This is a genomic window from Shewanella sp. SR43-8 (genome assembly GCF_014163775.1).
Lineage (GTDB): Bacteria > Pseudomonadota > Gammaproteobacteria > Enterobacterales > Shewanellaceae > Shewanella > Shewanella vesiculosa.
Genome location: NZ_JACJDX010000009.1, coordinates 186,431 through 202,378, shown reverse-complemented (window position 1 = coordinate 202,378; position 15,948 = coordinate 186,431). Strand labels below are relative to the sequence as shown.

9 protein-coding genes are annotated in these 15,948 nt (G+C 42.9%); 4 read left to right on the top strand and 5 right to left on the bottom strand.

The window, feature by feature from the left end:
* Positions 1–388 precede the first annotated feature (388 nt).
* Complete coding sequence (locus H5114_RS13540) at positions 389–3,544, bottom strand: DUF3427 domain-containing protein (protein WP_182723232.1); 3,156 nt, start codon at positions 3,542–3,544, stop codon at positions 389–391.
* A gap of 115 nt (positions 3,545–3,659) precedes the next feature.
* Positions 3,660–4,766 (bottom strand): Fic family protein, encoded by a 1,107-nt coding sequence (locus H5114_RS13535; protein WP_182723209.1) that lies wholly within the window; start codon positions 4,764–4,766, stop codon positions 3,660–3,662.
* A 233-nt stretch (positions 4,767–4,999) separates the two neighbouring features.
* Between H5114_RS13535 and H5114_RS13530 the strand changes: the two genes are divergently transcribed.
* Complete coding sequence (locus H5114_RS13530; RefSeq protein ID WP_182723208.1) at positions 5,000–5,722, top strand: sulfotransferase family protein; 723 nt, start codon at positions 5,000–5,002, stop codon at positions 5,720–5,722.
* Positions 5,723–5,807: 85 nt separating this feature from the next.
* Here H5114_RS13530 and H5114_RS13525 read toward each other — a convergent pair whose 3' ends face one another.
* The 3 genes from H5114_RS13525 to H5114_RS13515 all read right to left on the bottom strand — a co-directional run bounded on the left by H5114_RS13525 (position 5,808) and on the right by H5114_RS13515 (position 11,375).
* Positions 5,808–7,238 carry an MFS transporter gene (locus H5114_RS13525; protein WP_182723207.1) on the bottom strand — a complete coding sequence of 477 codons (1,431 nt, stop codon included), beginning with the start codon at positions 7,236–7,238 and terminating at the stop codon, positions 5,808–5,810.
* Between the two features lie 262 nt (positions 7,239–7,500).
* The gene (gene mdoH, locus H5114_RS13520; protein WP_404948354.1) at positions 7,501–9,684 is read right to left on the bottom strand and encodes a glucans biosynthesis glucosyltransferase MdoH; all 2,184 of its coding nucleotides are present in this window, start codon (positions 9,682–9,684) and stop codon (positions 7,501–7,503) included.
* Between the two features lie 11 nt (positions 9,685–9,695).
* Positions 9,696–11,375, bottom strand: a complete 1,680-nt coding sequence (locus tag H5114_RS13515; RefSeq protein ID WP_182723206.1) for a glucan biosynthesis protein G — start codon at positions 11,373–11,375, stop codon at positions 9,696–9,698.
* Positions 11,376–11,748: 373 nt separating this feature from the next.
* On the opposite strand from H5114_RS13515, the gene H5114_RS13510 reads away from it, so the two are divergent.
* The 3 genes from H5114_RS13510 to H5114_RS13500 all read left to right on the top strand — a co-directional run bounded on the left by H5114_RS13510 (position 11,749) and on the right by H5114_RS13500 (position 15,943).
* Entirely contained in the window at positions 11,749–12,513 is a 765-nt protein-coding gene (locus tag H5114_RS13510; protein WP_182723205.1) for an ABC transporter substrate-binding protein, read from the top strand.
* Positions 12,514–12,843: 330 nt separating this feature from the next.
* Positions 12,844–14,478, top strand: coding sequence for an endonuclease (locus tag H5114_RS13505; RefSeq protein ID WP_182723204.1), 1,635 nt, complete (start codon positions 12,844–12,846; stop codon positions 14,476–14,478).
* A gap of 493 nt (positions 14,479–14,971) precedes the next feature.
* Positions 14,972–15,943, top strand: a complete 972-nt coding sequence (locus H5114_RS13500) for a triacylglycerol lipase (RefSeq protein ID WP_220492567.1) — start codon at positions 14,972–14,974, stop codon at positions 15,941–15,943.
* The last annotated feature ends 5 nt before the right edge of the window (positions 15,944–15,948 follow it).

The window sequence follows — 15,948 nt, the reverse complement described above, 5'->3', positions numbered from 1 at the left end:
TTGTTCACTTCCCCAAATTTTTCTAAGGTGCGATAAACTCAGAGTTTGATTTTTAACTCTATTTGAAGACTTATATAGACATCATCAATTCCTTTTTTACTGACTATTTACATATAATTTTTAAACCCACTTTAATTTAAATAAGATACGACAGGATTACATTTGAGTATATAATCCTCAATAATGATGAAGCATGACTGAATACACCCCAAATAATAACCCCAAACAGTTTCGCTCTAAGTTAATAAGACTTAAATACTGTTGAAGTTATTAAAACGAAATATCCCAAATATCAACATACTTCCTAAAACGATACACAGTAAACCCATCCATGTGACTTGGAGAAAACATCCTGTTTTCAACAGCTGCCGATACCGATATGATCGGCTTATCCTACTGCTAATTTTGCAGCTTCATGCCACATTGCATCAGGTATGGGCGTCATTAATTTCCAGGTGATATTCATGGGTTGTGCCCCAGTGTGAGCCATATAAACCACCTCACCAAAATTAACAAAGCCCATGGTGCGACCGTTCTCATCTTTCGCTTGCTCACGCACAAATAAGATTAACTTACGACCCATTTTTGCTTGCTCAATATAGCCTAAGCCCCTGCCATACTCTGGTCTTGCACTATTTTGAGATTGCCAATGAAATAGTGATTCATTAATCGCATAATCATGATACATAGTCGTTGATGAAAATTGTTTGACTGACTTTTTCAAAGTAACAAAAAGTAATTCAACATTAAGATCGTTAAGAACTAAAACACCTTCCCTTGCGGTTGATTTTCTCTCAAAAGAACTTGCACCACTGGCGGCTAGGATCTGCTCTCTGGTATATCTTGAATGCACTTTTAAGGCTTCTAGTGCGGGGATATTCATTTCAAATTCGCGATGATGAATGCGATCGATAAGTAACGATATGACATCTAGCAGCTCTGCTTGTAATTGAGTATTCCTCAACGCAACTAAGCTTTGCTTAAGGTTTGTAAAGCCTAGCTCGGTACCGGATTTATCCCAAAAATTGTAATGGCACATTAGTGCAAATTGGCACTGGGTAGCATCATTTTCTTCAAAACTGAAGTTATCAATAATTAACTGCTTTAAAAACTGTAAATATGAGATAGAACTGCAGCCGAGCAAGTGATTATTTATCGCACGATAGTACGCTTTAGCCAGACTAACATCTAAATTTGGCTCATTAATTTGATTTTTATTTTCACTATCAACGAGTTCTAGCCAGCTCATTTTTAGCTTATAGATATCCTCTAAATTAACATTCGGGTTAAAGCGTAAAAAATGAGCCAAGGTTAAGGTTAATGTACTTTGGTGCTGAAAATTATTAATGAGCTGTCGCAACCTGCTAGCATTCATGGTTGCACGGCTAATATTTCGCAAAATCATTGCCTGAGTCTGCTCTTCTAACTCAATCCGACACCCTAATGGCAAATGCGGGAAGTCATTGTTGATCTCGTCTTTAATCGATTGATTCGTTTTACCAACCAGCGCCCTAAACTTTTGCGAAAAGTCATATTCATCACGTGAATTACCCACAAAATCTAATACGGTACAGCACTGTTTGTCATCAGTTAACCGCAACCCACGACCTAATTGCTGTAAAAAGATAGTTAAGCTTTCTGTTGGACGTAAAAACAAAAGCGTATCGACGTCTGGAATATCGACACCTTCATTAAAAATATCCACAACACATAAAATGTTCACATGACCGCTGATTAAACTTTGGCGTTTTTGTTGCCTCTCATGACTATTATCACTCGTAAGAATATCTGCGCTAATACCGGCTAAGTTAAACTTCTTTGCCATGTATTCTGCATGTTCTTTACTGACACAAAACGCCAAAGCTTTTATCTGACCAATGTCAGTGACTGTGTCATTAAGGCTGCTAATAATGCGAGCAACTCGCTGTTCATTATGAGTATAAAGATGGCTTAGCTCTGCGATATCATATCGCCCTTGATGCCATTTAATGTTACGAAGGTCGGTATCATCATCAATTGCAAAATACTGAAAAGGGCATAAATAGCGCTGATTGATGGCTTCAGGCAAACGAATTTCTGCGGCTATAACCCCACAAAAATCATCGAGAATATTTTGCCCGTCATGGCGCTCTGGTGTGGCAGTTAACCCCAATAAAATCTTGGGTGAGAAATGTTCTAACAAACCTCGATAACTATTAGCGGCAATATGATGTACTTCATCTATCACAATATAATCATAGAAATCAGCGGTGAGCGGTAAACTTGATAATTGTAAATTTAAGCTTTGTATCGAAGCAAACAAATGCTGGTAGCTATTAGGTTTGTGCTCAGCAACCCACAATTCACCAAACTGATTATTCTTCAATACTCCACGATAGGCAGATAAAGCTTGCTTAAGGATCTCTTGTCGATGAGCCACAAATAAGAAATTAGCTTCTGGATGCTGTTTATAAAAACGTGAAAAATCAAACGCTGAAATAAGCGTTTTACCGGTGCCGGTTGCCGCAACGACTAGATTTTTATACCGCTGATGAATACTACGCTCAACATTTAACTGCTCAAGAATTTCTCGCTGATGTGCAAAGGGTTTGATATCAAAATGAAAGGTGCTGCTTTCGGTATAACTACCTTTAGCCTCACGTAATGCTTCATGAAGCTTGTTTTTAGCTTTGATATCGCCATTAAACGATTCAAATTCACTTGATTGCCAATATGATTCAAAGGTGTTGAGGGATTTATCGATAATGTGGGGGATTTCTTGGGTGGTTATTTTTAAATTCCACTCAAGACCACTAGTCAGCGCAGAATGGGACAAGTTGGATGAACCGATATATCCAGTGTGAAATCCTGTATCACGCAGAAATAAATAAGATTTCGCATGCAAGCGCTCTCGCTTGGTGTTGTAACTCAACTTAACTTCTGTGTTAGGAAGGCTAGCTAAAAACTCGACTGCTTTAGCATCGGTCGCCCCCATATAAGATGTCGTAATGATCCGCAGCGTTTTGCCGCTTCGAGTGAACTCTTCAAGTTCATTTTTAAAAATGCGAATGCCAGCCCACTTAATAAAAGACACTAACCAATAAATTTTGTCTGCTGAGCGGATCTCGCGCTTTAATTCGGTATCTAAAGAAATTCCGGCATTGCTACCACAAAAAAGCTCGCTTTGGCTTAACCCTGTTAGCGGGTAGATAGCTTTAGTAAACGCTGGGAAGTCTGTAGCTATAGGATTTGTTTTATCAAATAGTGCCGTCAATATACGGCCTTTACTATCGAGCAAGTTTTCAGTGATCAATTGATCATCTTGAACATGATCTTTTAACCAAAGCACTAACTTATTTGCCAAGCTGATTTGCTCGGTAAGTTGATTGTCTCCGCTGGGGATTGCACCAATGGCACACTCCATTATCTTGGTCAAAAACCTCGACAGCCAAACACTAGCCTCAGCGCTCTCTAATGGCCGTTCACCTAAATAGAACACATCACGATTAATGCTTTTATCTATCAGCTGAGTAATAAGCTTTTCATAAATACCAACTTGTTCCACGTCGGATAGGCCTTTTGAAAGTGAAAACACTAAGAATATACCATAGCAATAAGTGCATATTACGACTAAGAATAATATTATTTATCAATAAAATGCTTACAAAAAAACGATTAAATTAGCGCACCAACACATACCTTGTGCTTCTACCGCCCGCGCCAGTTTTGACCAAACACTGTTGTTCGACTAATTGCGCTAAATGACGGGTTGCGGTTGCGCGGCTGACTTTAGCCACTTTTTGATATTGGCTACTGCTGATCCCATCACTAAAATCACCATCAAGCAGCCGGTTAAGTACCTTAACTTGTTCTGTGGTTAACGCTGGAGTGAGTAAGCGTTGGTTCACTCGACGCCAAAATTGGGTTTTAGCAGTAGTTTGCTCAATGCTATTGAGCGTGTGTTGAATAGCATCATTTAAGGTGTCTAAAAACCACAGCAGCCAAGGTGTGATATCTAAGCCACCTTGCTGGGTAGACTCTAATATTGCGTAATAAGCTTTGCGTCGCTCAAGAATACTAACTGACATGGCGTAAAAATGAATCGAGCGATGCTCAGCTTGCGCGAGTGCTAAGTCGGTGAGTAAACGCGTTATACGTCCGTTACCATCATCAAGCGGGTGCAAGGTGACAAACCACAAATGGGTGATGGCTGCGCGCACGAGCGGGTCGACATTAGGTTGATTTCGCGATTGATTAAACCACTCAAAAAACTGCGTTAAGTTAAGATCTAGTGTATTGCGTGGAGGCGCTTCAAAATGCACTGTAGGTTTGTCTAAACGGCCAGATACTACTTGCATAGGTTCATTACCACGTAACTTACCGCCAACAAAAGGATTAAACCCCGTTTGGTTTTCTGGAAATAACATTGAATGCCAACCTAGAATCCGCGTTAAACTCAGCGGATGTTGCCAGTTTTGTAGCGCATCTAAGGTGATATCTGCTAAACCATCAGTTTGCGTCGTGGTGGGATAAGGTTTTTCTTCACTCACGCCAAGCTTATTCGCCAAAGAGGAACGTACAGAAAATGCGTTAAGCTTTTCTCCTTCAATAGCACTTGAATGAACGATATTGGCCAGCATGGTATCGAGTGTCCATTGACTCGCGGATTCAGAACCCATTTTACCCAGCAGCAAACCCTGATTAAATTGAATTTGCCTCAATAGTGCACTTATACGAGCATTATCCCATACAAACTCTGGCCATTCTTGCTGTTGCCAAATCCACATAGTAACTCCTGTTTAGCTGACTAAAATACTGTATTGATGCACATACCCAGCTATTCTACTTACAACATGAGGCAAATAGCAATCTATTCGCCTCGCAACATGAGGCGAATAGAGTGGATAATTGCCTCATGGCTCCCATTAGCAAGCTCGATAACACCTTTACAGGCATTTCGGTATAATCGTTTACTGTCTCTATAACCTTTAATTTATATAACCCAATGCGACTGTAATTAATGACATCTAAGCTGACTGAAGTATCGATATCACCACAAGCCGCTTTGCCTAAACCCACTGTGGCAAATGAGCTGGCTAGTAAAGTGTTTATTATTGGTTTGCCGCGTACCGGCACAACCAGTGTGAGTGTGGCCTTACTTGAGCAAGGGTTAACGGTTGCCCACCAAGCCTTTACTAAGCAGGCGTTTATGTTGGCCGATGCGGTGTCTGATGCGCCGTGTTTTAGTGACTATCAGCAGTTAGATAGGTTATTTCCCAACGCTAAGTTTGTTTATTTAGATAGGCCGTTAGATAAGTGGTTGCCGTCGATGCAAATGTTACTCAGCCGAATGCTAGTGCATTTAGATAAAGACAAGGGCCGTTTTCATCCGGTGATGAAACGCAGCTTTAACCATTGCTTTGATATATGGCAGGTTGAGGATGTGTTTGATGATAGCCATTTAACAGCCTGCTATCTGCGCCACCAGCAGCAAGTGCTGGACTATTTTACTGGGCGAGATGACTTTATTGCTCTTGATATTAGTGTGACTGGTAGCTTTGCTGCGCTGTTGCAATTTATCGGTTTACCTAAGCCAAATACCACTGAATTTCCACAGTTGAGCTTTCCACAGTTAAATATGGGCCGTAATGTGGCCAGTTGGGATGAGTATAAACACCCAAATAAAATTAGTGCTAACGCTTCTGGGCCTGATAAGCGCAAGTTTTTTGATTACCGACTGTAACGCTATCGATTAAAAGTGAGCGCGTCAATACACTCTGATCCACTCGCGCAACAACCACGGTTTTACAACCGTTTGAGGCTGGTCATTACTTCTCTTTATCGCGCTTTTTCTTGGCCACGGTTAGCCAATCTAAACTGACACCCGATATGGCATTAAAACCACGGATGCGGAAAATCAGTGTCAGCAATTGAGGTCTAGGGCGAATTTTGGGCTCGACCGAGCGCGGAATAAACCACAATGCCACCAGCGATCGCATGATAGTTGATACGATAAACACCACAAATATTGGGCTGCTTAACCAAGTATCCAAACCAGACCAAACTAAAAACACTTCCGAATATGAGGCAATTGAGCCGCCGACCATGGCTCCCACAAACACAAATCCGGCACTTAATGCAGCTTGTAAGGCGGCATAGATGGCAAAGTCACTGCGAAAGGGTCGAATATCGTAAAGGTAATTAGCAGTGCTTAAGGTAAAGCCACTCCAAGCAAAACCGGAAAAAGCTTGAATGGCAAGAATGTATAAATAATTTTCCGAGAATAACCACAGCAACGGCAAACTGGGAATTAAGCAGCTGGTGATGATCATCACCAGACGATTGCCATATAGGTCGCTAAAGCGCCCCCAAAAGCGCAAGGTGATGAACTGAGTCAAAATAGACGCTACGCTGCTTAACACAAATTCGAAGTAGGTAAAGTGCAAGCCTTCGAGCATATATACCGCAAAAAACGGTGCTGATATCGCGACCATACACTGCATACCCGCAACAAATAAACTGTAATGGCGGAAGGTTTTGTCTTTCCAGGCTTCACGAAAATTACCAAATGTTTGTTTAAACACCCCAGATGCTTTTGCCACCCTCGGTTCTGGGTCGTGCATTTGCAACAATAACCACGCCGATACAAACCGCCCCATAGCCGCAATCGAAAACAGTAAACTAAAACCAAGCCATGCCATCTGCACTGAGTCGGTTAAGGTTAAGATGCCGCCGCCAACAAAAAATATGCTTAGTGACGCCATCATGGTTAAGCGGGTGCGCGAAGCAAAAAAGGCGCCGCGACGACGCTGTGGCACTATCATGCCCATCCAAGCACGCCAATGTGGCTGAATCAGATTAATAAACCCTTGATAGAACACAGCTAAGCCAATGAATAACCACACCGCATTCTCAGGCCTAAACGCCGCGAGCGCGCCCATGCCTAACACCACTACCGCTTGCAATACTGCACACACAACAATGAATTTTCGGCGACTAAAATGACTCGCTAACCACACTGATAACAGTTGTGCTATCGCGCCAAACAGCTGAGGTAAACCGGTTACCCAACCCATTTGCCCTAGGCTTGCCCCTAAGAAAATCGCATACGCATTAAAAAAGTTGTCACTGGTGGCTGTCATGGTTGACGATGCCACCGCTTCTTGCTGGCTGCGGCGCAAGGTACACCTCAGCCACGACAATCTATCGCGACTGCGTGAGCATGGATTATGTGGACTTGATGAAGGATCAAAAGCCATAAGCTATATAAGTGCACACCATTGATAAGTGATTGATTATGATTACGGATTAACGTCACGGATGAAAGTCACGGGTTAACGTTAGTGACTAAAATTATGACTGATAAATAATCAGCTAACAATCTATAACGATCACATAATCATCTATTGTCATTGTAAGCTTAAGTGCGCACTGTGTTGATATAAGCCCCCAGAAACACAAAAGCCCTGTCGATATAAACCGGCAGGGCTTTTTCACATCAACCGTAAATCACACTCTCACCTAACAGAAAGACACGATTCCTTCGGTGACATACTGCTCTGGTAACTTTTGTAACTGTTTAAGCAATAAAGGATTGCCCAGTAAATACGCCAATTCTTGACGGGTAAACAGACTGGCAATGTTGTGCTGACATTGCGCTTCTTGCACCTTAACCCGGGTAATCGCTTCCAGCGACTCAACCGCAGAACCAGGTAAACGATGAGGCCTTTTATCGATAATGGCTAAATGAAGATCCATTAACTCTGGGTCTTGTAGCAGTTTTGATAAGGTCCACGGCTGCGCAATGGCGCTAACGTATTCGCTACGGCGTAGTTGTGAATCTAGACTTAGCTTGGGGGCACACACTTCTTCAGGTGTTGCCAGTATGGCTAAACGCTTTACCCATAAACCAAAACCTTCAGAGCCTGTCATGGCCGAAAGCGGAACCGCCAGCCACAAACCAATTAACGCAGGGCTCATCCAAGCTAACAAGGTCAGCGAATCAAGCACAGCGGCATAACCTAATAGCGCCCCAATTAACATGTGCCAACGGTGGCGGTAAATCAGTGTTAGCCAGGGTAAACTGCCATCATCACGTCGTTGAGGTGCCCAACCGCTGTCGCGTCCGGCTAAAATAGACATTACCGCACCGCAGTGGATCAGCATCATTATCGGCGCAATCAGTGCCGACAATATCACTTCAACCACGACGCTAATCATGGCTTTACCTCTGCCACCGAGCTGCTTACTCATGGAGCTATTTTTCAGTAACAATATGATCCCAAGAATTTTAGGACCAAACAATATGCCCATGGTGATATAAAACAACCGTAGTGCACGGTCTGAGTCCATCACCGGCCAAGTGGGAAATAAGGAGAATTGATCCGTAAAGTACTCGGGGCGAATAAAGTGCGCTTGTAATGCCAACATTAAGCCTGACAAAATCAACATTAACCAAAAAGGCGATGACAAATACGCCATGATCCCTGTGAGTAAATGTAAACGGCTCACCCAATGTAATCCTTTACTAAACAACACTCGCGAGTGCTGTAAATTACCTTGGCACCAACGGCGGTCGCGCACGGCTAAATCGACAATAGACGGTGGGCATTCTTCATAAGAGCCAGGAAGATCTGCGGCGATGACCACGCTCCAACCAGCCCGTCGAATCAAAGCCGCTTCAACAAAGTCGTGGCTCATGATATGACCACCAAATGGCGGTCTTCCTGCAAGATTGGGCAAACCAGCGGCACTCATAAAAGCCTGAGTACGAATGATGGCATTGTGGCCCCAAAAGTTGCCTTCTTTATGGGTCCACCAAGATAAACCCGTACCAATAACCGGGCCATAAATACGCGCAGCAAATTGCTGTAATCGCGCCATTAGGGTATTGCCATTGATTAAATACGGAATGGTTTGGATAAGCCCAGCATCAGGGTCTGCCTGCATGCGTCTCGCCAAACTGACGATAGTGTGGGTTTCCATTAAGCTGTCAGCATCTAACACCAAAAGATGGTCGTATCTGGCGCCCCAGCGTTTGCAAAAATCGGCCACATTACCGGCTTTACGGGCATCATTTTTACGCCGACGGCGATAATACACCCGCGCATCTTTACTCACTTGCTGGCGCAAGATTAAAAATGCCTGTTCTTCTGCCAACGCAATATCAGGGTCAGTAGTGTCGCTTAATATAAACCAATCAAACGCATGGCTTTCGCCCGACGCAACCAAGGCCATGGCCATCACTTCAACCGCGGCAAAAACGCGATCGGGTGACTCGTTATAAGTCGGCATTAATATTGCGGTGCGGGTATGCAGTTTTATACTTTCTGTAGTTTTTGTAGACGGTTTTTTGAGTAGTATAATAAAGCCAGCTATGCCGCCGCTAAATGCCAAAGCAATCCAACAAAAGTTAACCGCAAACAAGACCAAAACAATGTATTCCAGCGGCGTTACTCCGCCGACATTAAATACCGACACCATCTCGTAAATAGCCATTATCGACATGATAAAGGCGCTGCCAACCACTAACAAGCGACGTAAAGTGGCTGACTTTACGCCGTTGGCAATAATACTTTTACGTGGCATACCGTCAGACAACGCACGTAAACTTTGCGCTTCCATTGGGCTTGGTCGCTCTAGCGGCATGGCAGCACCACCGACCAATATAGGGTCGACGGCGCTAATATCAGCCTCTGCTTGCATCATGTTCATATTTAAAGAGTCCAACGATAAAGCCAAGTTTCGACATCACGTGGGCCAGTAAACTTCAGCTCAGCACGAAGCTCAATCAATTCAGCATCTTGTGGGTCCATTTCAAAGGCTAAACGGTAGCCGTTGGTTTTAGGCTGACGAGACACTACCACATTGGTGACTACGCCTGCAGAACTCTGCACTTGTGCCACTGGGATTTCATCGTTATTACCTTCTTTTACTTGATAGTCGATAACGAACAAACGTCTCGGTGTGGCTTTAGCGATTTCAGCGCGGCCACTGGCGGTACGCGCCACAATCACGGTGCCGTCGTCAACTTCAGGCTCGTTACCCCAAATTAACCGATAGGTAAAATGAAACTCACTACCGGCTGCGATAGGTTGTTTAGGCTTCCAGTAGCTGACGATGTTGTCATGAATTTCAGAGTCAGTTGGAATTTCGGTTAACACCACCTCACCCGCGCCCCAATTACCGACCGGCTCAACCCATAAACTTGGGCGACGCTCATAATGGGCTTCGAGATCTTGGTAGGCATCAAAACTACGTTCACGCTGAATTAAACCAAACCCTTGCGGCGAGTTGTCCATAAAAGCACTCACCTGCAATTGCTTTGGATTGGCTAGCGGACGCCATAAACGCTCACCGCGACCATTTAAGATTAATAGCGCATCAGAATCATGCACTTCAGGTCTGAAATCATCGGTGTTTTGACGACCATTCATAGAATGTAAAAACATACTGGTACTAGGCGCTAAGCCGACTTTAACTAAATCCACTCGTGGAAATAAAGTCGCTTCCACATCGATATGGGTGTTATCGCCCGGTCTAACTGAAAAGCGATATGCCCCTGCTACGCTAGGACTGTCCAGCAAGGCATGTACCACGATTAAGTTACTGTCGGTGTTTGGGCGTTCAACCCAAAAAGCGCGAAATATCGGAAACTCTTCACCTTCAGGCTCGGCTGTATTTAACGCTAAACCTCTTGAAGACAAGCCGTAATCGCTACCTTTACCCAATGCACGGAAATAACTCGCGCCTTGAAATACCATAAGCTCGTCAAAATATGCCGGGTTATTCAACGGATAATGGATACGTAAACCTGAATAGCCAATATCTTGGGTGGGTAATTTTTGGCTAAGCACGTCGCCTGCACTAAAAAATTCTGAGTTATAGGCTAAATGAGTGGCTTGATTGCCTTCAACTAAGGCAATTTCAATCAAATCTTGGAAATAAAAGCCCCGATGAAATAATTGCATTTGATAGGGTAAGCCTTCGGTTTTCCAAATAGACGCTTCTGGCTTAAAACGAATATCTCGATATTCATCGTAAGAAATTTTAGCTAAACCAGCTGGCAGTGGATCCTTAAGATCCACATAGGCAATTTGGGATAATCGGCGGGCGATTTTAACCACAGAATCGGCATCAAAATTAGCCGTTTTCGCAAAACGCACTTTAGTTTGTGTATCTAAGGTATTTTGTGGTTTAACGGTCACCGTTTCATCTGTGTAAGTCTGAAGCGGTATGGTCACGCTAGGCGATAAAGGGACAGTAGTAGACGAGTTTGATTCTTGTGCAGCAAGGGTAAAACAAAGCCCTGCGGCAATGGCTAACGACAAACGCGTCAGCCCTTTTATTACAGAGTGAGAAGAGACCGAAGTGCGACAACTCAGTAAGCTAACCATAGATAGGCAACCCAAAATAAAAAGCGTTAAAGTGCATTTTTCAAAGCGGTAATTGCTGCACAATATCTGCCATACAATCACCTTCTTCTGTGGCGCGAAAGATATCAGAACGGCTTAATTTTGCACTTGCTTTAGTATAAAAAGTCACACCAAGTCAATAACATTTAAATCTAATGATATACCCAAAAGAAATATAGGCTAGCCAATAAAATGTAAATATGCATTATTGTGATAGTTAATTGCGCCATATTTCATACTCCAGTCAATATCCACGTCTATACTTTACTCTAATGCTTGTGTTAACTGTGTTGCATACTCCAAAAAAAATACTCTAAAGTATTGATTAATAAAAATAAGAAATAAAAGGGAAAACATGATCTCTGTGTTAAAAGCTAGGCGAAACATATTATGCTTAAGTACATTACTCACGTTAGTCATGTCTTATAACGCTATATCAGACACCCTTGAACTCTCAACTCTTGAATGGCCGCCATTCACGGGATCTCGTTTAATCAATAAAGGCATTACGAGCCAGATAGTAGAACATGCATTAAACAATGAAGGTCATAAACTTAGGATCACGGTTTTACCTTGGAATCGGGCAATAAGAATGGTGAAGATGGGCTATGCCGCGGGATACTTTCCTGAATATGATACGGCCACAGATGAATTTTTGCTGTCTGACTCTTTAGGACATAGTTCGTTAGGGTTACTTGAACGAAAAACGGATCCCATAGCTTGGCATAACGTGAGCGACTTAAATAATTACACCTTAGGTGTCATCACTGGCTATCTCAATACGGTTGAAATTGATGCGATGATATTAGATGGCAGTCAAAAAATTGAAACCGCAAGAAATGATAAACAAAACATCTTGAAACTCGCGGCGGGTCGTATTAACGCGATTATAATTGACGTTAATGTGTACGATTTTCTAAAGTCAGACCCTCAAATTGCAGAAATTGCGGATCTGCTGCAAATTAATGAAAAAATATTAGAATCTAAGAGCTTGCATGTTGCATTCGAGAATAATCAGCAAGGAAAAAAGTGGTTAGAGATTCTTAATAACGGTCTATCTAAGTTTAATCCTCAAGCTGTTTTGGACGCTTCGCTACAAGAAATGCGACAAAACAAGTGATATTACTGCAATAGATAACTGTAAACCTGCACTCAATGATCCATCCGAATACGCATGCATCCCTCCATCGTTATCAAGTACAGCGCCCGTGTAATCCACAATTGCACATTGCAGCCATTAGGCTCAAGTAAGACTGTTGTCCATACAATGGGACCCATTCATTGACCCACCCTAATTGTTACAATATTGTATTTAAAAGAATTTAAACTGTAACAACAGTTTATTATCATACTTTATAAGTGTGATTTAATTCATCAAGGTGAATTAAGTCTTTGGGGGTCAGTTCATTTAAGCGCTGAATAAAACTATAAACATAAGAGCACATGAGTAATGACAATATCAAAACTATCTATCGCTGCACTTTTGACAGGATTAGCATTCAATGTAAATGCTAACTTGCTCATTAGTGAAGTTCTGTATGACACACCGAATAATGACAGCACTGAAGAGTATGTTGAGCTGTTTAATGCTGGATGTGATGTTATCGACCTGAGCCAATATCAAATTAGCGATAACGGCAGCAGCTATAACTTGCAAGGCAGTTTAGCCTCTGGAGAGTACTTCACCGTAGCAGCAAACTCTGCCGGTTTTAATAACTTATTTAATCTGTTACCCGATCTGTCTGGGATGCCCTTAGCATTAGGTAACTCTGGCGATTTTGTGCGCTTAAATAAAGGTGCCCAAGAAATAGATGTCGTGGCTTGGGAAGGCGGCATTTCTGGGTGGTCTTTAAATGTTCAAGATGTGTCGTTATATCGCACCACGGTACTCAACACTAAATCAGCAGCCGATTGGAACGCAAGTAATACCCCAGGGACACCAAGCACAGGTTCACTGACCACTAATTGTGGTGGTACTGGCGGCGTTAGCGATAATCAACTCGGTAATGGTCAAGCTAAAACTAATTTAACTGCCAGTACAGGCCAAACACTAAAATACCTTGCCGACCTTCCTGCTAATGCCACTCAAGTGACGGTGACCATGAGCGGCGGCAGTGGAGATGCCGATCTTTATGTGCGCCAAGGTAGCGAACCGACATCAAGTGAATATGATTGCGCGCCTTATATGTCAGGTAATAATGAGCAGTGCCCTATTAGTAACCCTGTTGCAGGACGTTACTACATTAACCTTCAATCTTATGCTGCCTTTAGTGGCGTCAGCATTGTACTTAATTATACCGTTAACACGGATACGGGTGGTGGCACAGGCACTGGTGAGGGAGACGGATCCGCTGGAGATAACGGCAGTTATTCGTTCAACACCTACTATGCTGCTGCCATTGGCCAATCTGGTGCAGCACTTAAAGCGAGTCTGAATCAGATAATTAAAGGCCATACGCGCTTTAGTTATAGTCAAGTATGGGATGGATTGGGTTATGCCGACGAAGACCCAGCCAATAGTAACAATGTCATTTTATTGTATACCGGCCGTTCAGAACCCAAAACCAATCGTGCGGGTATGAGTAACTCACAAGATGCATGGAATCGTGAACATGTTTGGGCTAAAAGTCATGGATTTCCTGACAGCAGTCAGTATGCCTATACAGATTTACATCATCTTCGACCAGCCGATGTCTCTGTTAACAGCAGCCGTGGTAACAAAGATTTTGATGTGGGTGGCAGCGAAATATCAGAAGCACCAGGCAACCATACCGATGCTGATAGCTTCGAGCCAATGGATGAAGTGAAAGGCGATGTGGCGCGAATGATCTTTTATATGGATGTGCGTTATGAAGGCAATGATAACAGCGGCACGCCTGATTTAAGCATCGCAAATGGCACAACCAATACTGGCGCTGCGTTATTGGGCGATCTGTGTACCTTGTTAAGTTGGCACCAGCAAGATCCCGTCAGTGACTGGGAACGCCGCCGAAATAACCGTATATTCGAATGGCAGAAAAATCGTAATCCTTTTATTGATAATAGCGGCTGGGCAAGTGAGCTATATGGCGCATCGTGCCAGTAGGTATTAGCCATTATAGGTAAATGATTAAGCGCAGCCATATAGGCTGCGTTTTTATTCTAAGGCCCGATACAGCAGAGCGATAGCTTAGCCAATTCATTCATTTATCAGCGATAAAGTGCGAGGTTTCGCAAAAATAGCCCTTATTACTTCACAACATAAGACTGGGGTTTGTTAATCCCATCGAATATTGCCGCCTCAAAAATGCCTGCATACTCATTAGATTTTTATTTCGAATTATCAAAAAAAGTAACCCTAGCATACTGTCGTATTAAAAACATCAATAATGAAGATGACACATAGGAACCAACCCATAGCCTTGTTTTAAACAGCAAAAAACCTGGGCTCCCTTGCCCGGCTGTACAAATGTTAACCCTTGTTTAGTTGTTAAACATACGTTAATACTAATTTACTCGATCAAGCATTACATAGAATCGGGATCCAACAAGACTTAAACATTTTATGCAATACATCATTGCACCTTTGGGGAGGATAAATGATGAAAACCAGTGTGTTAAAAATATTAATAAAGGTATCTCAGGTTAAATCCGCAACACTTAGCGCATTATTTTTAGCCGGTATTTCGCTATTGTCACTTGCGCCACAGCAAGCCTATGCTCAAGGAACAAAATACCCTGTGGTGCTCGTTCACGGTTTATTTGGTTTTGATGATATTTGGGGGGTAGATTATTTTTACAGAATACCGCAAACCTTACGTCAGCAAGGCGCTCAAGTTTTTGTTGCTAGCGTGTCACCCGCCAACTCAAGCGAAGTCAGAGGGGAGCAGTTACGTACTTTTGTTCAAGCCGTACTAGCACAAACAGGGGCAAAAAAAGTTAACTTGATTGGCCATAGCCATGGCGGTCCAACAATTCGCTATGTCGCCAGTGTCAGTCCAGAAATGGTGGCTTCGGTAACGTCAATTGGTGGTGTTAACTGGGGTAGCCGTGTGGCCGACTTAGCACGTGGGATCATTCCCGCAAACTCCAATACAGAATATCTGGCGCAACAAGGTATTAATTTGTTAGCCGGTATTATTTCTGGCATATCAGGCAATAACGGCCTACCGACAGATAGCATCGCAGCGCTGACATCACTCACCACCCGGGGCTCTATTGCATTTAACCAAGCTTATCCTGAAGGTATTCCGAGCCAATATTGTGGTCAGGGCCAACAACGAGCAAACAATGGTGTGTATTATTTTTCTTGGTCAGGTACCAGCCCATTAACGCATGTTGTTGATCCATCGGATTACCCACTGAGCTTAACCAGCTTAGTTTTTGGTGAACCTAACGACGGCCTTGTCTCTGGCTGTAGTTCTCATCTAGGTAAAGTGATTAAAGACAATTATAAAATGAACCACTTAGATGAAGTAAACCAAACCTTGGGGCTAGTTAGTTGGTTTGAAACTAATCCAGAAACCTTATATCGCCAGCATCTTAATCGTTTACAGCAATTAGGTTTATAAACAAG